At 65.4% G+C, this 24,478-nt stretch carries 17 protein-coding genes; 14 read left to right on the top strand and 3 right to left on the bottom strand.

Annotation, left to right across the window (positions count from 1 at the left end):
- Window positions 1–7 precede the first annotated feature (7 nt).
- From DES45_RS13990 to DES45_RS13955, 8 genes are read left to right on the top strand one after another with little or no spacing between them, the layout of a single operon-like run.
- Complete coding sequence (locus DES45_RS13990; protein WP_114770903.1) at window positions 8–1,255, top strand: glycosyltransferase family protein; 1,248 nt, start codon at window positions 8–10, stop codon at window positions 1,253–1,255.
- Between the two features lie 8 nt (window positions 1,256–1,263).
- Complete coding sequence (locus tag DES45_RS13985; RefSeq protein ID WP_114770642.1) at window positions 1,264–2,538, top strand: glycosyltransferase family 4 protein; 1,275 nt, start codon at window positions 1,264–1,266, stop codon at window positions 2,536–2,538.
- The gene (locus DES45_RS13980; RefSeq protein WP_245571718.1) at window positions 2,535–3,665 is read left to right on the top strand and encodes a glycosyltransferase family 4 protein; all 1,131 of its coding nucleotides are present in this window, start codon (window positions 2,535–2,537) and stop codon (window positions 3,663–3,665) included. Before DES45_RS13985 ends, DES45_RS13980 begins: the two co-directional genes overlap by 4 nt.
- Before the next feature lie 2 nt (window positions 3,666–3,667).
- Entirely contained in the window at window positions 3,668–5,593 is a 1,926-nt protein-coding gene (locus tag DES45_RS13975) for a glycosyltransferase (protein WP_210272445.1), read from the top strand.
- A 34-nt stretch (window positions 5,594–5,627) separates the two neighbouring features.
- Window positions 5,628–7,493: an ABC transporter ATP-binding protein gene (locus tag DES45_RS13970; protein WP_114770641.1), complete on the top strand. Its 1,866-nt coding sequence runs from the start codon at window positions 5,628–5,630 to the stop codon at window positions 7,491–7,493.
- Window positions 7,490–9,409, top strand: coding sequence for an ABC transporter substrate-binding protein (locus tag DES45_RS13965; protein ID WP_245571717.1), 1,920 nt, complete (start codon window positions 7,490–7,492; stop codon window positions 9,407–9,409). Before DES45_RS13970 ends, DES45_RS13965 begins: the two co-directional genes overlap by 4 nt.
- Window positions 9,406–10,425, top strand: coding sequence for an ABC transporter permease (locus DES45_RS13960; RefSeq protein ID WP_114770639.1), 1,020 nt, complete (start codon window positions 9,406–9,408; stop codon window positions 10,423–10,425). Before DES45_RS13965 ends, DES45_RS13960 begins: the two co-directional genes overlap by 4 nt.
- Window positions 10,422–11,585 carry an ABC transporter permease gene (locus tag DES45_RS13955; protein WP_114770638.1) on the top strand — a complete coding sequence of 388 codons (1,164 nt, stop codon included), beginning with the start codon at window positions 10,422–10,424 and terminating at the stop codon, window positions 11,583–11,585. The genes DES45_RS13960 and DES45_RS13955 overlap by 4 nt, the downstream gene beginning before the upstream one ends.
- Window positions 11,586–11,660: 75 nt before the next feature.
- On the opposite strand, the gene DES45_RS13950 is transcribed toward DES45_RS13955, so the two are convergent.
- Window positions 11,661–15,059, bottom strand: a complete 3,399-nt coding sequence (locus tag DES45_RS13950) for a DUF5801 repeats-in-toxin domain-containing protein (RefSeq protein WP_114770637.1) — start codon at window positions 15,057–15,059, stop codon at window positions 11,661–11,663.
- Between the two features lie 634 nt (window positions 15,060–15,693).
- Window positions 15,694–16,419, bottom strand: coding sequence for a carbonic anhydrase (locus tag DES45_RS13945; protein WP_114770636.1), 726 nt, complete (start codon window positions 16,417–16,419; stop codon window positions 15,694–15,696).
- A 189-nt stretch (window positions 16,420–16,608) separates the two neighbouring features.
- Between DES45_RS13945 and DES45_RS13940 the strand changes: the two genes are divergently transcribed.
- The 5 genes from DES45_RS13940 (at window position 16,609) to DES45_RS13920 (ending at window position 21,404) form a co-directional block, all read left to right on the top strand.
- Window positions 16,609–17,559: a helix-turn-helix domain-containing protein gene (locus tag DES45_RS13940; protein ID WP_114770635.1), complete on the top strand. Its 951-nt coding sequence runs from the start codon at window positions 16,609–16,611 to the stop codon at window positions 17,557–17,559.
- A 56-nt stretch (window positions 17,560–17,615) separates the two neighbouring features.
- A complete protein-coding gene (locus DES45_RS13935) occupies window positions 17,616–17,987 on the top strand; it encodes a putative quinol monooxygenase (protein ID WP_114770634.1) in 372 nt (123 codons plus the stop codon).
- 98 nt (window positions 17,988–18,085) lie between these two features.
- Window positions 18,086–19,033, top strand: a complete 948-nt coding sequence (locus DES45_RS13930; RefSeq protein ID WP_114770633.1) for an acetamidase/formamidase family protein — start codon at window positions 18,086–18,088, stop codon at window positions 19,031–19,033.
- Between the two features lie 744 nt (window positions 19,034–19,777).
- Window positions 19,778–21,091 carry a type II and III secretion system protein family protein gene (locus DES45_RS13925; RefSeq protein ID WP_170151499.1) on the top strand — a complete coding sequence of 438 codons (1,314 nt, stop codon included), beginning with the start codon at window positions 19,778–19,780 and terminating at the stop codon, window positions 21,089–21,091.
- Window positions 21,063–21,404 carry a pilus assembly protein gene (locus DES45_RS13920; protein WP_114770631.1) on the top strand — a complete coding sequence of 114 codons (342 nt, stop codon included), beginning with the start codon at window positions 21,063–21,065 and terminating at the stop codon, window positions 21,402–21,404. Before DES45_RS13925 ends, DES45_RS13920 begins: the two co-directional genes overlap by 29 nt.
- A gap of 78 nt (window positions 21,405–21,482) precedes the next feature.
- Here DES45_RS13920 and DES45_RS13915 read toward each other — a convergent pair whose 3' ends face one another.
- Window positions 21,483–22,925, bottom strand: a complete 1,443-nt coding sequence (locus DES45_RS13915) for a DEAD/DEAH box helicase (protein WP_114770630.1) — start codon at window positions 22,923–22,925, stop codon at window positions 21,483–21,485.
- Window positions 22,926–23,232: 307 nt separating this feature from the next.
- Here DES45_RS13915 and DES45_RS13910 point away from each other — a divergent pair, with 307 nt between their 5' ends.
- On the top strand, window positions 23,233–24,441 hold the full coding sequence (locus DES45_RS13910; protein ID WP_114770629.1) for an MFS transporter: 1,209 nt from the start codon (window positions 23,233–23,235) through the stop codon (window positions 24,439–24,441).
- The last annotated feature ends 37 nt before the right edge of the window (window positions 24,442–24,478 follow it).

Below are 24,478 nucleotides of genomic sequence, written 5' to 3'. Positions count from 1 at the left end.
TGTGAAGATGACATCGACCCAAACGAAGGCTTCGTCAGGGCGCGGCTCCGGCACGCGTGTCCTGATCTACAGCCATGACACCTTCGGTCTCGGCCATCTGCGCCGTTCGCGGGCGATCGCGAACGCCATCGTGGCCCGGGAACCGGACACCTCGGTCGTCATCATCTCGGGCTCTCCGGTCATCGGCAACTTCGAGTTCGGCAGCGGCGTCGACTATATCCGGATTCCGGGCGTCACCAAGCTCCCCGACGGCGATTACCGCTGCCTGAACCTCAACGTGAGCCTGGACGAGGCGGTGCGGCTGCGCCAGTCCCTGATCCTCCAGGCGGCCAAGTCCTTCCAGCCGGACGTGTTCATCGTCGACAAGGAGCCGACGGGCTTCCGCGGCGAGGTCCTGCCGGCGCTCGACTACCTGCAGGGATCGGGCTGCCGCCTCGTGCTCGGCGTGCGGGACGTGATGGGCGAGCCCGCGCTCCTGGTTCCCGAATGGGAGCGCAAGGACGCGAAGGACGCCCTGATCCGCTACTACGACGAGATCTGGGTCTACGGCCTGCGCGACGTCTATCAGCCGCTCGCGGCGCTCGGGCTGCCGCCCGAGGTCGAGGCGCGGATCACCTATACCGGCTACCTGCGCCGCGAGGTGCCGCCGACGCCCTCGCTCAACCGTTATCCGAAGATCACCAAGCAGCCCTTCATCCTCGTCACCACCGGCGGCGGCGGCGACGGGGACGACCTGATCGACTGGGTGATCTCGGCCTACGAGGCCGATCCGGACATCGAGATGCCGGCCCTGGTCCTGTTCGGCCCTTTCATCGACCGGGACAAGCGCGGCTCCTTCGTGGAGCGCATCGCCCGGCAGCCGAAGCTCGACGTGCTCTCCTTCGACACCAAGATCGAGCGCCTGATGCAGAAGGCCGAGGCCATCGTGGCCATGGGCGGCTACAACACCTTCTGCGAGGCCCTGTCCTTCGACAAGCGGACGCTGATCGTGCCGCGCACGCGGCCGCGGCTGGAGCAGTACATCCGCGCCGTCGAGGCCGAGCGGCTCGGGCTGGTTCGGATGCTGAGCGACTACCGGGCGCCGCGCACGCCCGAGCGCATGGCGGCGGCCCTGCGCGGGCTGTCCTCGCAACCGCGCCCCTCGGAGGTGGTGATCCCCGGCCTGCTCGACGGGCTTGACCGGGTGCAGGAGCGGCTTAAGGCTCTGACCGACAACGCCACCGCTTTTGCCGCCTTTCACCAGGCGGCCGAGTAACGATCAGGATGCTTCCTTCGCCTGCTGCCCGACGGATCGCCGTCGCCGTCAAAGGTTACCCGCGCCTGTCCGAAACCTTCATCGCCCAGGAGATCCTCGCCCTCGAGGAGCGCGGCATTCCGCTCGAGATCTGGTCGCTGCGGCACCCGACGGAACGGGCCGTGCATCCCATGAACCGGAAGATCAAGGCACGGGTCACCTATCTGCCGGAATATCTCTACGAGGAGCCGATCCGCGTCCTGCGCGGCGCACTTTGGAGCATGCGGCAGAAGGGTTTCGGGAGGCTGATGCAGACCTTCTGGCGCGACCTGAAGCGCGATTTCACCGCCAACCGGGTCCGCCGGCTGGGACAGGCCTTCGTGATGGCGCGCGAACTGCCCGCCGAGATCGGGCATCTGCACGTCCATTACCTGCACACGCCCGCCTCCGTCGTGCGCTATGCGGCCCTCCTGACCGGCCGGTCCTGGACCTTCTCGGCCCACGCCAAGGACATCTGGACCACGCCGGACTGGGAGAAGCGCGAGAAGCTCGCCGAGGCCCGCTGGGGCGTGACCTGCACGGCGCACGGGGCCGAGAACCTGCGCTCTTTAAGCCCGACGCCGGACCACGTCTCGCTCGTCTATCATGGGCTCGACCTCTCGCGCTTTCCCGCGCCGCCCGAGGCTCGTCCGCCGCGGGACGGCTCGGATCCGGCCGATCCGGTGCGCATGGTCTCCGTCGGAAGGGCCGTATCGAAGAAGGGCTTCGACGACCTGATCCAGGCGCTCGCCGCCCTGCCCCCAGACCTGCACTGGCGCTTCGCCCATGTGGGCGGCGGCGACCTGCTCAACAGCCTGAAGGCGAAGGCGCAGCAGAACGGGATCGCCGACAGGGTCGCGTTCCTCGGCCCCAAGGCGCAGCCGGACGTGGTGGCGCTGCTGCAGCAGGCTGACCTCTTCGCCCTACCGTCCAAGAAGGCCGCCTCCGGCGACCGGGACGGCCTGCCGAACGTCATCATGGAGGCGGCGAGCCAGAAGCTCGCGATCCTGGCGACCGACTTCGCGGGCATCCCGGAATTCATCCGCGACGGCACCGAAGGGCAGCTCGTGCCGCCGGGCGACTGGGAGGCGCTGTCGAACGCCCTCAATCTCCTGGCCCGCGAGCCCGAGCGCCGCAAGGCCATGGGAGACGCTGCCTACGAGCGGCTGCGGCACGATTTCTCCATGGAGGGCGGAATCGACGACCTGGAGCACCGCTTCAGGGCGCTCGTCGAGAACGGCTCGAAGGATCCGGTGCCCGCGTGAACCCGCCGAGACCCGTTGCGTTCTATGCTCCCCTGAAGAGCCCGGATCACCCCTCCCCGTCCGGCGACCGCACCATGGCGCGGCTCCTCATGAAGGCCCTGGAACGCGGCGGCTTCCAGCCCCGCCTCGAAAGCGACCTGCGCACCCTGGACAAGGCCGGCGAGCCGGTGGCGCAGGAGCGGCTCCGGCAGGAATCCCTCACGACGGCCGATCGCCTGATCGCGCAGTACCGCGCCCTGCCCGAGGCTCGCCGGCCCTGCGCATGGTTCACCTATCATGTGTACTACAAGGCGCCGGACTGGATCGGTCCGCGCGTGGCCGACGCTTTGGGCATTCGTTACGTGATCGCGGAAGGGTCGCGCGCCGCGAAGCGTGCGGACGGCCCGTGGGCGATCGGTCATGAAGGCGCGGAAGCCGCGCTCGACCGGGCGGATGCGATCTTCGTCATGACGGCGCACGACCGGGACGCGCTGGAGGCGCGAAGGCCCGCACGCCAGCGCCTGATCGACCTGCCGCCCTTCCTCGACGTCGACGAATGGCCGGCGGCTTCTCCTGCAAGCAGGAGCCCTGCCCTCGGGCCGCGCCTTCTCACGGTCGCCATGATGCGGGAGGGCGACAAGCTCGCTTCCTACCGGATACTCGCCGCATCCCTCGCGGGCCTTCGGCAACCCTGGACGCTCGATATCATCGGCGACGGGGAGGCACGCGGCGAGGTCTCGCGTCTCTTCGCGCCCTTCGACGGGCGGGTGCGGTTTCACGGCCAGGTCGAAAGCAAGGCCGTCCTGCGCGGCCTCTACGAGGCAGCGGACCTGTTCGTATGGCCGGCAGTCAACGAAGCCTACGGCATGGTCCTGCTCGAGGCGCAGCTCTTCGGCTGCCCGGTGGTGGCGGGTGCCTTCGGAGGCGTCGCCAGCGTGGTGGAGGACGGCGCGACGGGCCTTCTCACGCCGCCCGGCGATGCGGATGCCTTCGCACGGGCCATCGCGACGCTGCTGGTCGAGGACGACCGGCGCCAACGCTACGGGGCTGCCGCGCGCCGGTTCGTCATGCAGGAGAGAGGGCTCGACCAGGCCGCCGCGCGGCTGCACACTGCGCTCCACGCTCTCGTGGGCGACATCGGAGCATAGGTTTGCGCGTTCTGATCATCGTCACCCATCTCCTCGGCGCCGGGCATCTGACCCGCGCGGCGGCGCTCGCCCGCGCCTTCGCGCGCCGGGGCCACGAGACGACGCTCGTGTCCGGCGGAAGTCCCGTGGCCTTGGCGGATTTCGACGACGCGGCCTTCGTGCAGCTGCCTCCGGTGCGAACCGCCGGCACGGACTTCAGGACGCTTCTCGACGAAACCGGCGAACCCATCGACCCCGCGCGCCTCGCCATACGACGCGCGATCCTCGTCGAGACCATGGAAGCCCTGCGCCCCGATCTCGTCATCACCGAACTCTTCCCGTTCGGACGCCGTGTTCTCGCCGACGAGTTCACGGCCGTCCTCGAGACGGCTCACCGCATGGAGCCTCGCCCGCGCATCCTCTCGTCGGTCCGGGACATCCTGGTCGCGCCCTCGAAGGAAGGGCGCGTCGCGGAAGCCCATCGGCGGATCGAGCGGTTCTACGACGGTGTCCTCGTCCATGCCGATCCGCACTTCGTGCCGCTCGACGCCTCCTGGCCCGTCGACGAAACGCTGCGGCCCTTCCTGCGCTATACCGGCTATGTGGACGAGAACGACGCTCCCGTTCCCGTGGGGGAGCGTCGCGGCATCGTCGTCTCGGGCGGATCGAGCGCCGCGAGCCTGCCGCTCTACCGCGCTGCCATTGCGGCAGCCCGCGCATTGCCGGAGCACCCCTGGCGCATCCTGGTCGGACGGGGCGTGGCGGAAGCGGATTTCCGCGCGATCCGGGACGGTGCGCCGCCCCACGCGACAGTGGAGCGGGCCCGCCCCGATTTCCGCGCGCTGCTGGCGCAGGCGGAGGTTTCCGTCAGCCAAGCCGGCTACAACACCGTGGTCGATCTCCTGCGCTCGGGCGCTGCGCCGGTGCTCGTGCCGTTCGAGGCCGGCCACGAGACGGAGCAACGTTTGCGCGCGGAGCGCCTGCAGGCCCTCGGCCTCGCCAAGATCGTGCCCGAGGCGGATCTCACGGCCGAACGCCTGGCGGATGCCATCCGGGAGGCTCTCGCCCGCACTGTGGCCGGCATCGAAGGGCCGTCCCTCGGCGGTGCCGACCGTAGCGTCGCCATCGCCGAGGAGATGACGCTCGCGCGGCCCGCCCTCCACCGGCCCATCGATTGGTCGCCGGTCGGGGAGGCCTTGGACCGCGCCGACCAAGCCGGCTGCCACCCCGGGTTCTGGTGGCGGGACGACGACGCCGTAGCCCGGACGGCGGATCTGGAACGTCTGCTCGGCCTGAGCCGGCGCTACGAAGCCGGGATCGGGCTCGCGGCCGTTCCGGCGCTGATCGAGCCCTCGCTCGCCGCCCTGCTGCGGGACGAGCAACTGGCCTATTCCCTGGTCCATGGCTGGCGCCACGCCAACCATGCGCCCCAAGGAGAAAAGAAGGCGGAGTTCGGCAGCCGCCGTCCGATTGCGGCGATGGTGCAGGAGGCGGAGGATGCGCTGAGCGCCACCCGGACCGCCCTCGGCCCGAGGCTGCTCCCGGTCTTCGTGCCGCCCTGGAACCGGATCTCGCCGGATCTGGTGCGGCTCCTGCCGGAGTGTGGCTACGCGGCCCTCTCGACCTTCCGGGACCGGGACCGTCATGCGCCCGTCAAGGACCTGCTCCAGATCAACACCCACATCGACCCGATCGACTGGCGCGGAACGCGCAGCCTGGTCGAATCGGGTCGGGTTGTGGCGGCGCTGGCTGCCGCCATCGACAGGCGTATCGCAGGAGTTGCGGATCCCGAAGAGCCGATCGGAATTTTGACTCATCACAAGGTCCACGACGAGGCGATATGGTTCTTCCTCGAGAGCCTGATCGACTATCTGGCCGGCCGGGGCATCCGCCTGTTGCGGATAAATCGGTTATTTCGTAACGAAAGCAGGATCGCGGTCGAGCTGTGAAGCGTTATGCTCGAAACCGCTTCTGGAGGAGCCCATGGAAACACCCCTCCTGTCGGTCAGGCAGCTGACGGTCGACTTCAAAGCCGATTCCGGCGATTTCCGGGCGGTCGACGGGCTCACCTTCGACATTCCGAAAGGGAAGACCGTCGCTCTCGTGGGCGAGTCCGGCTCGGGCAAGTCGGTGACGGCCCAGGCAATCCTCCAGATTCTATCGAAGAAGGCGCGCATTTCCGGCGGTTCGATCGTCTTCAACGATCCGGCGACCGGAAAAACCGCGGACATCGCGGAGCTGCGGCCCGAAAGCGACGCCATGCACGCCCTGCGCGGCGGGCGCATCGCGATGATCTTCCAGGAGCCGATGACGTCCCTGTCGCCGCTCCACACCATCGGCGACCAGATTTCCGAGGCGCTCATCATCCATGCCCATGTCGGCCAGGCCGAGGCGGACAAGCGCACCATGGAGGTTCTGGCCCGCGTCGGCTTCCCGGACCCCAAGCGTGCCCTGCGCACCTATCCGTTCGAGCTATCCGGCGGCCTGCGCCAGCGCGCCATGATCGCCATGGCGCTGATCACCCGCCCCGCCCTGCTCATCGCGGACGAGCCGACCACCGCCCTCGACGTCACGACACAGGCCCAGATCCTCGACCTGATCAAGGAGTTGCAGGCTGAGACCGGCATGTCGGTCCTGCTCATCACGCACGATCTCGGCGTGGTGGCGAATGTGGCCGACGAGGTGGTGGTCATGTATCGCGGCCGCGTCATGGAGGCGGGCTCGCGGGAGGAGATCTTCCGCAATGCCCAACACCCCTACCTCAAGGCGCTCATCCGGGCCGTTCCGCGCTTCGCCATGGGGGAGGACGAGCGGCTGACCCCGATCCGCGACGTGAAGAGCGCGATCCTGGCCAATACGGACGCGCCCAAGCGGCCGCAGCCGCAAGGGCCGATCCTGAAGGCCGAGGGCCTGCGCAAATGCTTCACGCTCCGGTCCGGCTGGTTCTCCGGCAAGACGCGCACGATCCGGGCCGTCAACGACGTGAACCTGACGCTGCCAGCCGGCAAGACCCTGGGCCTCGTCGGCGAATCCGGCTGCGGCAAGACCACCGTGTCCAAGATGATCATGCGCGCCATGGCGCCGGATTCGGGCCGCGTGCTGTTCGACGACGGCAGCGGGCCCCGCGACGTGTTCGGCCTGGAGGGCAGCGCCCTCACCGACTACCGGCGCACGGTTCAGTTCATCTTCCAGGACCCGTTCTCGTCGCTCAATCCGCGCATGACGGTCTACGAGCTTCTGACGGAGCCCCTGCGCATCCACGACATCGGCACGCCCGACGAGCGCTACGAGCGGGCCAAGCAGCTCCTCGACATGGTCGGGCTCGATAAGCGCTCCTTGAGGCGCTATCCGCATTCCTTCTCCGGCGGCCAGCGCCAGCGGCTCGGCATCGCGCGGGCGCTCGCCCTCGAGCCACGCGTGCTGCTCTGCGACGAGCCGGTCTCCGCGCTCGACGTGTCGGTGCAGGCGCAGATCCTGAACCTGCTGAAGGATCTCCAAGACGTTCTCGGGCTGTCCTACCTGTTCGTGTCGCACAACCTCGCGGTGGTCGACTACATCGCCGACACCATCGCCGTCATGTGCCGCGGCTACATCGTCGAGGAGGCGCCCAAGACCTCCCTGTTCCGCAACCCGATGCATCCCTACACGCAGGCGCTGCTCGCAGCCGTGCCGGATCCGGACATCGACCGGCCGCTCGATTTCGACAAGCTGCGGGCCGGCCGCTTCTCCAATCCGGCCGACTGGCCGGAGCCCTATCGCCTCGTCGAGGGCGAGGCCGGGGTGATGAAGGAGGTCGAGCCGGGGCACAAGGTTCGTATGGGGGCCCACAAGGCCCGGGAGGCTGCATGATGTTCACGAGCATGCGGACGAAAACGCTTCATCTCGCGGCCGCGTTCGGGTTTCTGGCCCTGCCGGCCTTCGCACAGACCTACGTGGAGCCGCCTCTCTTCGCCGAGAAGGTCGCCAAGAAGGAGCTGCCGCCGCTGGCCGAACGGCTTCCGCAGCCCCCCATCGTGGTGAACCCGAAGGGCGGCCAGTACGGGGGCGACATCGTCACCCTCGTGTCCCGTCCCCGCGACATCCGCTACATCTCGACCTATGCCTATACGCGGCTCATCGGCTACGACCGCAGCCTCCAGCTCCAACCGGACCTGCTGGAGAGGTTCGAGAACGAGGACGACCGCGTCTTCACCTTCACGCTCCGGGCCGGCCATTGCTGGTCGGACGGCACGCCCTTCACGTCGGAGGACTTCCGCTATTACTGGGAGGACGTGGCGCAGGACCCCGACCTCTCGCCGGCGGGCCCGCCCGAATTCATGATGGTGGACGGCAAGCTCCCGCGCTTCGAGGTCATCGACGAGCGGACGGTGCGCTACACCTGGGATAAGCCGAACCCGCGCTTCCTGCCGCAGCTCGCAGGCCCGCTCGATCCCGGCATCTACCGCGCCTCTGCCTATCTCAAACGCTTCCATGCCAAATACGCCGACAAGGCCGCGCTGGAGGAAAAGGCCAAGAAGGCGAAGCTGAAGTCCTGGGCCGCCCTTCACAACCGGCTCGACGACATGAAGGAGCAGACGAACCCCGACCTGCCGACCCTCATGCCGTGGCGGATCACCAACACGGCTCCGGCGACTCGCTTCGTGTTCGAGCGCAATCCCTACTACCACCGGGTCGACAACCGGGGGCAGCAGCTTCCCTACGTGGACCGGATGATCATGGACGTTTCGGCGAGCGGCCTCTTTGCCGCCAAGGCCAATGCGGGCGAGATCGACATGCTCTTCCGCGGCCTCTCCATGAGCGACGTGCCGATCCTGAAGGAGGGCGAGAAGGCCAAGGGCTACCACACCCTGCTCTGGCCCTATGCCCGCGGGACGGAGCTCGCCCTCTATCCGAACCTCAACGCCACCGATCCGGTCTGGCGCAAGCTCAACCGGGACCTGCGCTTCCGCAAGGCGCTCTCGCTCGGCATCGACCGACGGACGCTGAACAACGCGCTCCTGTTCGGTCTCGGCACGGAAGGCAACAACACGGTCGTGGCCGAAAGCCCGCTCTTCTCGCCCGAACTGCGCACCCTGAACGCGACGTACGATCCGGACGAGGCCTCCCGCCTCCTTGACGAGATCGGCCTCACCCAGCGCAACGGCGCCGGCATCCGCCTCCTGCCCGACGGGCGCGAGCTCGAGATCATCGTGGAGACTGACGGGGAGAGCAGCCTCGTGGTTGACGGGCTGACGCTGATCGGCGAGTTCTGGCGTGAGATTGGCGTCCGCCTCTTCGTCAAGCCGCAGGACCGGACGGTGCTGCGCAACCGCTCCTTCGCGGGGCTGACCGTGATGGTCGCAGCCCAGGGCTTCGACAACGCCATCCCGACCGCCCTCATGCCGCCGACCGAGTTCGCGCCCATGCGCCAGGACAACTATTCATGGCCGAAATGGGGGCAATACGTGGAGACCAAGGGCAAGAACGGCGAGGCCGTGGACATGCCCGAGGCCAAGCGGCTGCTCGAGCTCTACGACACCTGGATGAACACGGGCAATCGCACGGTGCAGGCTGACGTCTGGCGCGAGATGCTGCGCAATCATGCCGAGAACCAATGGGTGATCGGCACGGTCGCGGGCGCCCTGCAGCCGATCGTGATGCGCAACGGGCTCATGGGGCTGCCGGAGAAGGCGCTTTACAGCTGGGAGCCCACCGCCATGATCGGCATCTACCGCGCCGATGAGATCTACTGGAACAAGGCTGCCGGCAAAGAGGCCCGTCGATGATCCGTTTCCTGTTGCGTCGCCTGGTCACGATGGTCGTGACATTGCTGATCATCTCGGCGCTGGTGTTCTTCATCATCAAGCTGCCGCCGGGCGACTTCCTGAGCAACCAGATCGCCGAGCTCAGGGCTCAGGGCGAGTCCGCCTCCATCGCCAAGGCCGAGTTCCTCATCAAGCAGTACGGCCTCGACCGGCCGGCATGGGAACAATACCTGGTCTGGATCGGCGTGATGCCGGGCCCCAACGGCTATTCCGGCCTGCTGCAGGGTGACTGGGGCTGGTCCTTCGAGTTCGACAAGCCCGTGGTCGAGGTGGTGGGCGACGCCCTGTGGCTGACGCTCCTCGTCAATCTCGCGGTGGTGATCTTCATCCACGTCGTGTCGATCCCGATCGCGATCTACTCGGCGACGCGGCAATACTCGGTGGGCGACTACATCGCGACCTTCATCGGCTATATCGGGCTTGCCACGCCGAGCTTCCTGCTGGCCCTGATCCTGCTCTACTACATGAACCGCTGGTTCGGGGTCTCGATCGGCGGCCTCTACGACGCGCAATATGCGGGCGAGCCGTGGACCTGGGACAAGATCAAGTCCCTCCTGTCGCACCTGATCGTCCCGACCCTGGTGATCGGGCTGTCCGGCACCGCCGCCATGATCCGGCGCATGCGCGCCAACCTGCTCGACGAGCTCGGCAAGCAGTACTACGTGACCGCGAAAGCGAAGGGGCTGGGGCCGAACAAGGCGCTGCTGAAGTACCCGTTCCGCATGTCGCTCAACCCGTTCATTGCCGATATCGGCAACCTGCTGCCGCACCTCATCTCGGGCTCGGTCCTGGTCTCGCTCGTGCTGAGCCTGCCGACGGTCGGGCCGATCCTGCTCAGCGCCCTCAAGAGCCAGGACCAGTTCCTGGCCGGCTTCATCCTCATGTTCGTGGCGGTCCTCACCGTGATCGGCATGTTGATCTCCGATCTGCTCCTCGCCATGCTCGATCCCCGCATCCGCATGGGAGGCGGACGATGAACACCGCTCTTCCGACCAAGCGCCACTACGTCGACCCGACTCCGTTCGATCCGGGGGCGACGGAGCCCGTCGGCGCCGAGAACGAGAGCTTCTACCGCGCATCGTCCTGGCGGCTGATGTGGTGGAAGTTCCGCCGCCACAAGGTGGCGGTGGCGGCCGCCTTCATCCTGCTCGTCTTCTACCTGATCGTGCCCTTCGTCGAGGTCATCGCGCCCTACAACCAGACGAAGCGAAACGGCGACTTCATCTATGCGCCGCCGCAGAGCCTGCACCTGACGCACGAGGGCCGCTTCGTCGGGCCCTTCGTGTATTCCTATTCGCAGAGCTTCGACCTTGAAAACTTCCGTCGGGTCTACACGGTCGACCGGACGAGCCCGCAGCCGATCCGCTTCTTCTGCCGGGGCGATGCGTACAAGTTCTGGGGGCTCGTGAATGCGAACGTCCACCTGGTCTGCCCGCCCGAGAACGGGACCATGTTCCTTCTCGGCACCGACCGGCTCGGACGCGATCTGCTGTCGCGGATCATCTACGGGGCCCGGATCTCGCTGACGATCGGCGTCGTGGGCATCGCGGTCTCCTTCGCGCTCGGTCTCTTCTTCGGCGGCCTCGCGGGCTATCTCGGCGGCTGGGTGGATCACGTCATCCAGCGGATGATCGAGATCCTGCGGTCCCTGCCGGAGCTGCCCCTGTGGCTCGCCCTCTCGGCGGCCCTGCCGGCGAACTGGAGCCCGATCCTGGTCTTCTTCGGCATCACCATCATCCTCGGGCTTCTCGACTGGCCGGGACTGGCGCGCGCCGTCCGCTCGAAGCTCCTCGCGCTGCGCGAGGAGGACTTCGTGAAGGCCGCGGAGCTGATGGGCGCCTCGAAGCAGCGCATCATCGCCCGCCACCTGATCCCCAACTTCATGAGCCACCTGATCGCGTCGGCAACCCTCTCGATCCCGTCGATGATCCTGGGCGAGACCGCCCTCTCCTTCCTGGGACTGGGCCTGCGGCCGCCGGTGACGAGCTGGGGCGTGCTGCTCAACGAGGCCCAGAACCTCGCCGCCGTCCAGCTCCATCCCTGGCTCCTGTTCCCGATCGTTCCGGTGATCGTGGTGGTGCTCGCCTTCAACTTCATGGGCGACGGCCTGCGCGACGCGGCGGACCCGTATCACTGACGGTCCATACCGTTACGATAGGAACGAGAAAAGGCGGGGATCTCTCCCCGCCTTCTTGCTGCCTGAAGCTGCCTGTCAGATCACCGGCACCGCATTCGGCCCGAGTGCGGTACCCTGCGCGTAGTCCGGATCGACATGGATCGCGACGGTGGTCGTGTCGTAGTCGCCCTCCTTGTCGGTCTTGGTGATCCCGAAGCTGAAATCGTATTCTGGGATCGTGTCGGCGGTCTTGATCTGGAAGTTCTGGAGGCGGACGCCCGCATTGTCGATCGCCTGGCGCAGCTGGTTTCCGCTGAGGGCCCCGTTCTGCAGGTCGGTGTTGGTGAAGAAGAACCGGGCGAACACCAAGTCGAAGTCGGAGGTCGCGTTCAGCTCCACCTTGGTGGCGACATTGCCGCTGGCGATGGAGATCACGTCTCCCCCGGATGCACTCTGCTTGACGATCTGGTCGGTTCCCACATCGTACTTGCCGTTATCGTTCACATCCTGCACCAGGTAGTATTCCAGGTGGACGCTCTTGGCATTGTTGCCGATGCCCTGAACCTGAAAGTTGAAGATGTCCGTGTCCTCCCCCATGGCGGCCACGAAGCCTTCGTTGTTGTTGATCTGGGATGCCTGGTTCGGGTTGCTGCCCATGATCCCGAAGCCGAGGTTGTCGGGATTGATGTCGTCAACGTTCTTGGTGGTCGAATTGTCGAAGTTGTTGATCCCTGTTCCCTTGTAGATCACGCCGTCGAACTTGATCGCCGCGTTGTTGAAGGCCGTGGGGACGCTCAAGGTCTCGACCGGAGGCCCGGCCTTGATCTTGAAGTTCAGGTTCTCCAGCGTGGCGGTCCCGCTCTTCAGCACCGTGAAGTCAAACTGCCCGGTCTGCGCGTTGAGCTCGAACTTGAACCAGGCCTCCCCTCCCTTCTCGAAGGTGACCGTGTTGCCGTCGTTGGACGGCACCTGGGTGAACTCGCTCAGGTTCGTGGAGCCCGACACGCTGGTGATCTTGATCGCGCCCGGGCCGTCCGACCCGAAGCAGGTTCCGCCGACGTTACCGGTAACGGATGGAGAGGTGTCGGCTACGAAATCCGTGATCCACTGCTGCGCGTCGCCCACATCCGGACGGTCGTCCTTGATCGTGACGAGATCGGAGATGCTCGCCGCGACCGACGCATGGTCGGTGTCGCGATCATGGACCGTCGCCTCGACCTTCACGAGGTCAGCAGGCAGGGTCAACGGCTCGTCGCCGTAAGTCGGATTGTTGCCGTCACCCACGTTCGGGTGAACGATCGCGCGCTCCTGAACGAAGGTCAGTTCGCCGGTCGCGGCATCGATGCTGAACGAGAAGACGACCTTCTCCGTCCCACCGTCGTTAACGACCCCCTGCACTTCCGTATCGCTCACCACCTTGATGGTCACGAAGGCGCCGGTGGCCGTGTCCTTGATGGTGCTGACCTGAGAGTCCACCGCAGTGAGCTTGTAGGAAACATGGCCCTCGCCGTCATTCCCGAAGACCGGCGCGAACAAGGAGGCCAGTTGCGTCTTCGCCTCCTGACCGAGATCGGTCGTCTCGTCACGGGTGATGGCCGTGGCCGACCCGTCCGCGGCAATCGAGGGCCCATCGTCAGCAAAGCTCAGACGTCCGCTGATATCCTCGGTCCGCTGAACCGGATCCTTGTCGCCGTCGGTCACCTTGAGCGTCAGGCCGATCAGGCCGGCCGTCATCGTCTCGACATCGTCTGCGTCGACGCTAGGATTGTGATAGAGCGCGATCTTCTGGTCGAGTGTGACCTCCCCGGTCGCGGAGTCGACGCTGAGGACGAAGGCGACGGTGCCAGCGGCGCCCCCGACACGGCCTTCGATCGTGCCGTCCTTTTCGAACAGATAGATCGTCTCGACCGCGCCATCCTTCGTGAGCTTGGCCTCCAGGTTGGTCTGCGAGGCGGTCACCGACAGCGAGTATTCCTTGATGGTTCCGGGTCCGTCCGAGCCGAAATCGACCGAGAACAAGCCGCTGAAGTCGTCCTTCGCGTCGACATTGAGGGTCGTATCGTCGACACCGAGCGCGGCGTCGCTCGTCCCTGACAGAATTTGCGGGCCGTCATCCTGGAAGTCGATGTGCGAGCCGAGTTCGGCCGTCTTGCTGGTGATCTCCGTCCGCTCATTGACGTAGAAGATATTCTTGACGTCGAACTTGCCGTTGCCTGTTTCGATGTTGTCGATCGTGAACCGGTCGAAGTTCGTGCCTGCAGTGCCGGCTGTCTTGAAGGTGACCGCATAGTTGACCAGCATGTCCTTCAGGGTGACCGATCCGTCAGGGTTGAACAGAACGCTGGCCCCGGAGAGGTTGGTGGTGTTCGTCGGCACGCCGCCGATCACCTGCCAGACTTCTACTACCTGGTTCGTTAGGGTGTCCTTGATCTCCACGAAGGTGATGGTCCTGGACTGCTGGTTGGAATCCGCATTCGCTTCGGACAGGAAGGTCGTGCCCTTCGCGTCGTTGGTGACGTTATAGGCCGCGACCGTGAGATCGACCGGCCCGCCCTGCACCTGCGACAGCGTGAAGCCCGCCGTATAGACGTCCTCCTGGTGCTTGTCATAGGCGATGTTGGCGGCGGTGTTCGCCTCGTTCGGCTGGTAGTCCACATCCGCGCTGGTGACGAAATCCACGCGAAGGAGTTCGTTAACCGGATTTCCGCCGGGCGAGACAGGATCGATCGACTGGTTCCCAACGGCGAAACCCTGCGTGCTGACATTGACGGTCAGGCCGTTATCGGCCGTGACCAAGAGGGCACGTGGCGCGATGTCGACAGGATCAGGGCCTTCGACGAAGCCGTCCGGCGCCACCAGAGCCCAGGTGTTGTTGCCGGGCGTCACGTCCTCCAGATTGTTGAACGTGTCGATGACCACGACCGGATAGGTTTCGGTCAGATAGACCTTGCCGGAGAGATCCACCACGTCGCTGCCGTCGATCAGCCCCTCCTTCGGATGCTGGACGGGCATGTACATGGCGATCTCGAGTGTCGCCGATGTGATGACCCCGGTATCGGGGGTCTCATCGAGATAGATCACGAAAGCGATGGGGCCGTTAGCTCCTCCGACGCGACCGATCACGGCGTCGCCGCCCGCGTCGCCGAACAGGATGATCGATTGCCCGGTAAGAGTCGTCAGCCCGCTGTCGATACCGTCAGCCGGATAAGGCGCCCCGTTCGCGAGAGTGAGCGAGAACTCGGTCGCATTGGTCTTGAAGCCCGTGATCGCATCGCGTGCATATTGCGGGAATTCCGACGAAGCAGGAACGACGCTCAGCGATGCAAGGTAAGTCTGGAAATCAGTATTGGGAGCCAAAACATCATCGTCGCCGTCGGTGCCTGAGCTTCCATCGCCGCTGACCCCGGTATTCAAAGGCGGTGCAAGGCCGCCGTCTTCGTCGATCGTGAGATCGCCGGTGATCGTCGTCTGGGCGTTGTCGAGAGTAATGGCCATAGTTGTCCTCCCACAGATCTATCGAAAAGACCTGAGCTTTATCTGCTTGAAGGTGGGACCCCTTCATGAGAGGTCCGTCGACTGCGGAGAATAGTGGTGGGTTGATGTATTCTTGTGGTGTTCGGACCTCAGCTCATCGGAGCTCCTTCGCGGCGTCTTGACTGTCCGAGCCAGAATTTTCATCGGGGAGGAAAGTCATCTCATCAGTTCTCGTGGCGCGCACGTCCATGTCGCACCCCATATTGCCAAGGCATCGAAGGAATGGCGGCTTCCAGCCATTCTTAGGATACTTTTCTTTTACTCTTCACTACTTAGTTATTTAAAATTGTATGTAATTTTTATTTGATTTACCTCAAAACTTGCTAGCGCTATTTGTAGGTATCCGCCGGCAGGCTTTGCTGCCTAGAAAATGGGAAATTTAGCCCTTTTGGAGCAGTCTTAACTGTGCTGATCACCGAGACAGGGCATTTGGTCCTGTTTGAAGGACGCCACCGCCTGGAACGTTCCAATCCGCTGTTTTCGTCAGGCGAACGTTGGGAGCGGAATGAATTCCGGCCGCAGCGCTCCGGGAAAGCAAAGCGGCCGCCCCTTGCAGGGCGGCCGCTCCTTCGACTGACGTGACGGGAGGATTCTGTCAGACGAGATCGATCTTGCCGGTCGCCAGATTGTAGACGCCGCCCACGACGTGAAGCTTGTTCTCGGCGACGCGGCTGCTCAGGATCGGGCTCGCCTTCTTCAGGCGCTCCACATTGAGCCGCACGTTGGCGACGGTGGCTGCGGCCAGAAGGTCGCCGGCATTCTCCTTCTTGGCTCCCTCGACGGCCGGCTTGATGGCGCCGATCATCTCGGGCAGGTGCCCCGGAAGCTGCAGGCCTTCGTTGACCACGCGGATTGCGGCCGCAATCGCGCCGCAGCTGGTGTGCCCCAGTACCATGATCAGAGGCGCGCCGAGGAACTGCGTTCCGAATTCGAGGCTGGCCAAGCCGTCGTCATTGACGAAATTGCCTGCGACCCGGACCACGAAGAGGTCGCCCGGCCCCTGGTCGAAGGCGAATTCGGGCGCGACGCGGGAATCGGCGCAGCTCACGATCGCGGCGATCGGATGCTGGGACTGGGCGCGCGCCGCGCGGCCCGCCGAGAAATCCTTCTGGTCCGGGGTGTTCGCCACGTAGCGCGCATTCCCGTCCATGATCCGCTTCAGGGCGGCCTCGCCGCTGATGGCGTTCTGGGGCGCGTTCTGCGCGAAGGCGGGGGTGGCCGCAACCCCTAGGCCGGATGCCAGGGCGGCACCGGCGCCGGCGAAGAGCAGCCCTCTCCTGGAGAGCCGCGACGGGGACTGAGCGGAGCATTGTTCGCACATGATGGGACGTCTCCAGCAAATGACTGAAAGGGCCGATGCCCGGACGGGAAAGCGGCGCCTGATGCTCAATGCCGCTTGAACCCTCCCCATTTGAAGAGGTACCTCTTTAGGAGAAAAGTCCAAACTTTGCAGGGGTCAGCCGGTCGCGCGGCCGCCTGGATCGGTCGAAGCGGGCATGGAGCGGGTCCGATGGAGCCTGAGACGGAACGCCTGAACGAGCATGGACCCGATGCACGATACGAGGCCGCGATCCGCCTCTGCGCAGATGGCATCCTGCGGCTGCTCTGGGGCGAGAAGTTGATCAACAAGATCTTCGGCCGGGCCACCCAGTCTCACGCGGCCGGTCTTGCCATCGTGATGCATTTCGAGGCCCTGGAGGGGCTCGGGCGCAGGCCGACGCTGGCGCTGATCCAGGCCCAGATGGGCCGTTCCCGGACGCTGGCAGCCTTCTTCGCCTTGCTGCGGATGGCAGGCTTCGTCCGGGTCGAACCCGATCCCAGGGATCGGCGCAACCAGTACCTCGTCCCGACCGAGACTCTGATCGTCGGCGTCCGGACATGGATCCTTCATCACGTCCGCTGCTGCGAAATCCTCGGCACCGTGCCGGCCGGCCATGCGGATGCGCTGCTGGCGGACTTCGGGCGCTTCGGGGCCTTCATGGCCAGGACCCGGCGGCTGGTGGAGCGCGTCCGGACGCCCCTGCCCGGCGGGGCAGCCTGGACGTGGTTCGACCATTTCGATTGCGGCGATCGCATCGCGCTTCTGCTCCTGCGGGAGCACTATGCGAAGAGCCAATCCGCGCATGACCCCGCAGAGGTCTTGTTCACCCTCGACAGCCGCGACCTCGCCGACCATCTCGGCGTCTCCCATTCGCATGTTCGCAACGTGATCAACCAGGCCCAGGCGCAAGGCCTCCTGCGCCAGGACCGTCGGCGCCACCTCGTCGCTCTGTCACCGCGGATGATCGAAGAGATCCGGGCCTGGCACACGTCGTTCTGGGATACCGTGGCCGAGGCGGCCGTCGAAGCCGAGGCCCGGCTCCGCGCAGGTGCGAGCGAGGGCTCGGCCGCTCGTGGCACCCTGGCGGCAGCAGAAGAGGTTCACCCTTCCGCTCAGAACGGATCATTACCTGCCGCGTAATGTCTTTCCGGCTCGTACGGCCTCAATCTTCAGGTCGACCCGAACAGGAGAAACCCATGAAGCACCGTGCCGATTTTCACCGCGACGAGAAAAGCCGCGGCCCGGCGAAGGACGTGACCTTCATCGTGACCGTTGCCCTGAAGCCCGGTTGCGAGGAGGAGTTCTTCGGCCTGCTAACCCCGGTCCTCGATGCCATGCGGCACGAGCCTACCTTCATCAACGCCGTCCTCCACCAAGATCCGGAGGATCCGAGCCGTTTCATGCTCTACGAGACCTGGGCCGACCTAGACGACGTGGTGCAGGTCCAGATGCACCGGACCTACCGCAAGCCCTTTTGGGACCGCCTGCCCGATCTGCTGCGCGAGCCGCGCCGAATCGAGACCTGGACGCCGATGCGGCGGGACTTCACGTTCTTCGCAAGCTGGTGAGGGACACCCGTTGCCCTAGCGGCACGGGAGTGCGACACATCTGAACCGTCAAGCCGGCGCCGTCATCTGCGCCGGGTTCCCATGCACAGAGGACTCCCGTGGCCGATTACCGACTTGATGCCTCCCCGGACACCGTTCACTGGGGCTACTTCGATGCGGGGCTCGCCCCTCTCCTGACGGTCGATTCCGGCGACACCGTCACGATCTCCACCGTGTCCGGCGGGCCCGAGGTCATGCCGAAGGCGCCTCTCGCGATTCCGGAGGCGCTGTCCGCCATCCAGGTCGCCCACCGGCCGAAGCTTCCGGGCCACATCTGCACCGGGCCCGTGGCCATCCGGGGCGCGAAGGCGGGCCAGGTTCTGGAGGTCCGCATCAAGGCCATCGATCTCCACTACGACTGGGGCTTCACCTACGTGGCGCCGCTGAAGGGCGCCCTTCCGGACGACTTCGACGAGATGCACCTGATGCACATCCCCCTCGACCGGGAGCGGATGACGGGACGCATGCCCTGGGGCCTGGAGTTGCCCCTGAAGCCGTTCTTCGGCGTGATGGCCGTGGCTCCGCCGGCCGCCTGGGGGAGCCTGAGCACCCTGCCCCCGCGGCGCAACGGCGGCAATCTCGACAACAAGGAACTCGTCGCCGGCAGCACCCTGTATCTGCCGATCCATGTGGACGGCGCGCTGTTCTCCGTCGGCGACGGGCACGGCGTGCAGGGCGACGGCGAGGTCTGCGTCACGGCCATAGAGACGGGGCTCATTGGCACCTTCGAGCTGCACCTGCGCGAGGACATGCGCCTCACCTGGCCCATGGCCGAGACGGACACGCACATCATGACCATGGCGTTCGACCCGGACCTCGACCAATGCGTGGTGATCGCGCTGCGCGACATGATCGACCTCATCGCAGCCCGCACGGGCATCACGAAGGCGGAGGCCTATGCCCTCTGCAGCCTCGCGGCGGACCTGCGGATCACCCAGGTCGTCAACGGCAACAAGGGTGTGCACGTGATGCTCGAGAAGAGCCTCTTGCGGCCGGGAGTGCGCTGAACCGTCCCCGCAGGTGGTTCGACCCCGGACGATGCGGAGCCGTTTCAGCCTTTGGGGCAGCGATTCCGCATCATCTGTTGCGGCCGAAGACGGGAAAAGGATCGGGCGGGCACATATCCACATTCGATCGGCCGCGGAACATTGCGCTTGAGACAATGTAACAATTGCGATTTTGCAAACGATGCTGCCGATTGCCTGCCATTACGGCACGAAATGCTGTCAGGCACGGCCCATTGAGATCTCCGCAGTTTCGCTCATGCGACCATAGGAAGATTCGGTCCACCAACCGGCCTAAGCCGCTGATATCAGCTGCCTATGCCAGTCGGACGATGGCGTACGCTATGTTTCAGGCTTCTGGGCCCTAACGGCACCCTGGAAAATCCATTACATTCGCTACGGCGCTCGTTCTCGACCGACGGTACCACCATCCGTCCGCGCATCGCGCCTCGGTTGCAGCATTGTTTCCCTTGCCTTTCTCCCAGCTGGGCCTGTAGCTATAAAGCAACGTTATATTCTGTATTTCGCGACAAGCGATCCAATATGCCGCTCCTGGTTCAGGCGTCCTTTGCACCAGGTGGGCAGAACTCGAAGGAGGCATACATGCGCGTAGGTCTTATCTCTTGCTAGATCTTGCCGGCTCTCGCCTTCGGCGTGCTCATGTCCTTAGGCTGCACCCTTCCGCCAGCTGCGCATGCCCAAGAGCGTCTTCTCACGTTCGAGCGCGGCGTTCCGGCGGAGATCCGGGTGGATCAAGGCAAGTTCGTTAACGCGCGGACAAGCGGGAAGGTTAGTCGCGTCGTGGTCGGCAACCCGGAAATCGCGACAGCCGTTCCGTTGACCGACACGACTCTTTACGTGTTGGGCAAGGCCGAGGGGCGGACCAATTTCGCAGTCTATGGCACCAACGATACACTGCTCGGCTTGGTCAATGTCGAGGTCGGCACAGATGTGTCTGACCTGCAGCAGACTATTCAGAATGCCGTACCGCAGGCCAAAGTCCGAGTTGAAACCATCAATGGGCGCACACGGCTGAGCGGCGCGGTTCCCGATGGGATATCGCAGCGCAAGATCCTCGAGATCGCCGAGCAGTACAGCTCGGCTCCTGTCATCAACGCCATGAATGTGACCGGCGGCCAACAGGTTCTGATCGAGGTTCGCGTGGTCGAGGCGAACCGCAATGCCGGACGCCAGCTTGGGGTAAGCTGGTTTGCCAGGGCTAAGGGTACAGGCATCGCTACAGGAACGGCCGCGAGCCAGCGTGGCATCAACGTCGGCGCGCTTTTTCCGAACGGCAACAGCCCTTTCGGGACTGTGCTGGCCCAGATCCTCGGCGGCGGAATCAGTGCCGATGTCTTGATCCAAGCCCTCGAGGAGAAGGGCCTCGGGCGCCGCCTGGCGGAACCGAACCTCACAGCACTTTCTGGCGAAAAGGCCAGCTTCCTCGTCGGTGGCGAAGTGCCAATTCCTGTCGCTGAGAACGACGGCAAGGTTACGGTTCAGTATAAGGAATACGGTGTCCGTCTCAACTTCACGCCGGTTGTCCTCGACAGTGGTCTGATCAATCTCAAGCTGGAGCCGGAGGTCAGTCAGGTCGATGAGAACACGGCGATCCGTTCGGCCACGATCGAGATCCCCGCCTTCATCACCCGGCGCGCCAGCACCACGATCGAGATTCGGGACGGTCAGAGCCTCGCGATGGCGGGCTTGCTCCAGAGCCTTCATAGGAAAACCCAGGATCAGTTGCCCTGGCTCGGGCAAGTGCCGGTTCTCGGCGCCCTCTTCCGCTCCTCGTCCTTCCAGGAGGAGGAGACGGATCTCGTCATCATCGTCACGCCGCATCTTGTCCGTCCTGCAAAGCCCGGGCAGCCGCTGCGCACGCCTCTCGATTCGAAGAGTCCCAGCAACGATGCCGAGTTCTTCCTCCTGGGACAGATGGAGGTCAGCAACGACCTGCAGCGTCGCTTCGCCGAGGGAACGGACGTCATCGGGCCGTTCGGACACATCGTGGATCTCAAGCCGGAAGTGAAGAATGTCAGCAAGAAAATCGTCAAGCGCTAAGCGCCTTCTCGCCGCGACCGGCATCCTGCCGGTGCTGTTTCTCGGGGCCTGTGCAGACTATCTGAGCCACGACGACACGGTCACCGCTGCGGCAGGGGATGCCATCGCGCACAACAAGGTCGTGCATATCGCCGATCCCTGGCCCCGCGCGGCGGCGAATACGCGCATCGGCGGCAATGGTCAGCGCGTCGACAGGATCACTAAACAATACATCAGGGACAGCGCCGGAACCGCGGAAAGCTCCGGCCCCACGATCAACATTTCCCCCGGAGGGAACTCTCGCGGCTCGGAGAACGCGCAGCCCTCGCAATGATCGTCGATCGGCAGCCGCTTCGGCGCGGTCACCGACAATAAAAAAGGCGCCCGAGGGCGCCTTTTTCCGTACCTGAGATCAGCGACGCCGGGGCGCCTTGTCGAGCCATGCCACCTGCATGCCGTCGCTGCGGCCCTCAGGGCGGCGCTGCGCCGGCTTCGGCGCGGGCTTCGCGTGAGCGGCCTGCTGCTGCGGGCGGTTCTCCGCCTGCTGGCCTGCCGGCTTGCCGCCGCGACCGCGACGGCGCTTGGGGCCGCGCTCCGCGTTCGGATCGGCATTGCGCGGCTGGCCATGGCCCTGATGGCCGCGGGCATGCGGCGCGGGGCGGCCGCGCTGCGGCTGCTCGCGACGCTGCTCCGGAGCCGCCTCGCCGCCGACCGGACCGGCCGAGAAGCCCTCAGGCAAAGCCGCGACCGGCACCTTGAGGCGGGTCAGCTTCTCGATGTCCTTGAGGTAGGCCCGCTCCTCGTCGTTGCAGAACGAGATGGCGAGGCCCGTCGCGCCCGCGCGGGCGGTACGGCCGATGCGGTGGACGTAGGATTCCGGCACGTTCGGCAGATCGAAGTTGATGACGTGGGACACGCCTTCGACGTCGATTCCGCGGGCGGCGATGTCGGTCGCCACGAGAACCCGGCAGCTGCCGTCTCGGAACGCCGCGAGAGCGCGCTCACGCTGCGGCTGGGACTTGTTGCCGTGGATAGCGGCACCCGCGATGCCGGCCTTGTCGAGCCCGCGCACGACCTTGTCGGCTCCGTGCTTGGTGCGGGTGAAGACGAGGACGCGGTCGATGCTTTCGTCCTTCAGGAGGATCTCGAGCAGGGCCTGCTTGCGGCCGGTCGCCACGAAGATGACGCTCTGCTCGACACGCTCGGCGGTGGTCGCCACAGGCGTGACCGCCACCTTGGCCGGATCGCGCAGGAAGTCGTCCGCCAGCGACGAGATGGTCTTCGGCATGGTGGCCGAGAAGAACAAGCTCTGGCGCTTGGCCGGCAGCAGCTTCACGATCCGCTTGAGGGCGTGGATGAAACCGAGGTCGAGCATCTGGTCGGCCTCGTCGAGGACGAGGATCTCCACATCCCGCAGGGTCAGCGACTTGCGGTCGATGAGGTCGAGGAGCCGGCCGGGAGTCGCGACGAGCACGTCGACGCCGCCGGAGAGCTCGCGCTCCTGCTTGCCGATGGTCACGCCGCCGAACACGACCGAGGTCGAGAGGCGAAGGTTGCGGCCATAGACCCGGAAGCTGTCGGCGATCTGGCCGGCGAGCTCGCGGGTGGGGCTCAGCACCAGCACGCGGCAGGCCTTGGGAGCCTTCGGGCGCGGGTTCTGGGACAGGCGGTGGAGGATCGGCAGCGCGAAGGCCGCCGTCTTGCCCGTGCCGGTCTGCGCGATGCCGCAGACGTCGCGGCCTTCGAGCGCGAGCGGAATGGTCTGGGCCTGGATCGGTGTGGGCTTCTCATAGCCCTCGGATGCAAGCGCCTTGAGGATCGGCTGAGCCAATCCGAAATCGGAGAATAGGGTCAAAGGGTCGTGTCTTTCGAAGAGATATTGGCGAGCCCTAAAGGCTTGATCTTCCAGGGAAACAGGCGTTTCCGGGCTCAAGGCGACAGCCCGCGTGATGGGGCCGTCGTACGGTTGGAGCGATTGAAGAAGGGGACCGGGCCTTCGCCTATCTGGCGAATATCCGTCACGCAGTCCCGCTCAAGCGGCTCCGGGGTGGAGCGCTGACGCCGTGTTGTGCATATGAGGGCTAAAGGCCTGTTCGTCAACCGCTGCCGGTGACATAAGAGCAGGGATCGTCCTTCTGCCGGACGATTGTCTCAAGGTCGCCATGTCCTCTCCCGCCCGCATGCCCTGGCGCTTCGTCTCGGCACTGTCCATCGCCGTCACGATTTCCTACGGGACGATCTTCTACGCCTTTGCGCTGATCATCGAGCCCATGGAGCAGGAGCTCGGCTGGTCGAAGACCGCTCTCACCGCCGCCTTCTCTCTGGCGCTGGGCTCCTCGGCCTTGTTCTCGGTGCCGGTCGGGCGCCTCATCGATCTCGGCCATGGCCGCGCCGTGATGACCGGCGGCTCGATCCTGGCGGCGCTCCTTCTCGGTCTCTGGGCGCTGGTCAGCAACTATCCGGCCTTCATGGCGATCTGGTTCGGCCTCGGCATCGCCATGAGCGCCGTTCTCTACGAGCCGGCCTTCGCGGTCTTGGCAGGCCATCTCGGGCTCCTGACCCGGCGCGGGATCACCGTGATGACCCTGGTGGCGGGCTTCGCCAGCACCATTTTCATCCCCCTCACCCACCTTCTGATCGAGGCGCTCGGCTGGCGGACTGCTCTGCTCTTGCTAGCGGCGCTGAATCTCGGCCTCTGCGCGGTGCTCCACGGGTTGAGCATTCCGGGCGCCGCCGGCCGCGTCGGACACGGGCACCCGTCGCATGCTCAGCCTCTGGCCGCGAATGCCCGGCGCGTGCTCGCCTCGGCGTCGTTCTGGTTCTTCGTGGTCACGTCCGTCCTGCAGGGGATGATCTCGACGGGCATACCGGTCCATCTCATCCCGATGCTCGTGGAGCGCGGGTTCAGCCTGGACGCAGCGGTTGCCGCCTTCGCCGTGGTCGGGCCGGCCCAGGTCGCGGCCCGGTTCCTGACCGGGTTCGGGGAACGGGCCCTGAGCCTGAAAGGTATCGGCATCCTGACCATGGGGCTCAACGTCCTGGCCTTCGGGCTCCTGCCCTTCATTCCGGCCGGGTCGTGGCTGATCGTGCTGTTCGCGGCCTTCTACGGGGCCTCGAACGGCATGATGACGATCGTGCGGGCCCTCCTGCCGCCGGAACTCTTCGGCCGGGAGGATTACGGGGTCATCCAGGGCATGATCTCGCTTCCCGTCAGGGTGGCCATGGCGGCTACCCCCTTCGCTTTCGGGGCGCTCTGGGCGTGGTGGGGCAGTTACGGAGCGGTGGTGGCCTCCTGCTTCGGAATGGCCCTCTGCTCCTTCGTGACTTTCATGCTAAATCTCGCGGTGGCGAGGAACAGTGGAACGCACTAGAAAAGCCTTGCCTTAGACGGCTAAAGGAAACATCTGC

The sequence above is a fragment of the Microvirga subterranea genome (genome assembly GCF_003350535.1).
In the GTDB taxonomy this organism is placed as follows: domain Bacteria; phylum Pseudomonadota; class Alphaproteobacteria; order Rhizobiales; family Beijerinckiaceae; genus Microvirga; species Microvirga subterranea.
The sequence above is the reverse complement of the archived record's forward strand: the minus strand, read 5'-3'. Positions and strand labels throughout refer to the sequence as shown.

What these genes read in the sequence shown, in the direction of transcription:
- DES45_RS13965 (WP_245571717.1), top strand. Translation starts at nt 7,490, where the DNA reads ATGATGTTCACGAGCATGCGGACGAAAACGCTTCATCTCGCGGCCGCG.
- DES45_RS13970 (WP_114770641.1), top strand. Translation starts at nt 5,628, where the DNA reads ATGGAAACACCCCTCCTGTCGGTCAGGCAGCTGACGGTCGACTTCAAA.
- DES45_RS13920 (WP_114770631.1), top strand. Translation starts at nt 21,063, where the DNA reads ATGTCAGCAAGAAAATCGTCAAGCGCTAAGCGCCTTCTCGCCGCGACC.
- DES45_RS13945 (WP_114770636.1), bottom strand. Translation starts at nt 16,419, where the DNA reads ATGTGCGAACAATGCTCCGCTCAGTCCCCGTCGCGGCTCTCCAGGAGA.
- DES45_RS13940 (WP_114770635.1), top strand. Translation starts at nt 16,609, where the DNA reads ATGGAGCCTGAGACGGAACGCCTGAACGAGCATGGACCCGATGCACGA.
- DES45_RS13985 (WP_114770642.1), top strand. Translation starts at nt 1,264, where the DNA reads ATGCTTCCTTCGCCTGCTGCCCGACGGATCGCCGTCGCCGTCAAAGGT.
- DES45_RS13960 (WP_114770639.1), top strand. Translation starts at nt 9,406, where the DNA reads ATGATCCGTTTCCTGTTGCGTCGCCTGGTCACGATGGTCGTGACATTG.
- DES45_RS13955 (WP_114770638.1), top strand. Translation starts at nt 10,422, where the DNA reads ATGAACACCGCTCTTCCGACCAAGCGCCACTACGTCGACCCGACTCCG.
- DES45_RS13950 (WP_114770637.1), bottom strand. Translation starts at nt 15,059, where the DNA reads ATGGCCATTACTCTCGACAACGCCCAGACGACGATCACCGGCGATCTC.
- DES45_RS13910 (WP_114770629.1), top strand. Translation starts at nt 23,233, where the DNA reads ATGTCCTCTCCCGCCCGCATGCCCTGGCGCTTCGTCTCGGCACTGTCC.
- DES45_RS13990 (WP_114770903.1), top strand. Translation starts at nt 8, where the DNA reads ATGACATCGACCCAAACGAAGGCTTCGTCAGGGCGCGGCTCCGGCACG.
- DES45_RS13935 (WP_114770634.1), top strand. Translation starts at nt 17,616, where the DNA reads ATGAAGCACCGTGCCGATTTTCACCGCGACGAGAAAAGCCGCGGCCCG.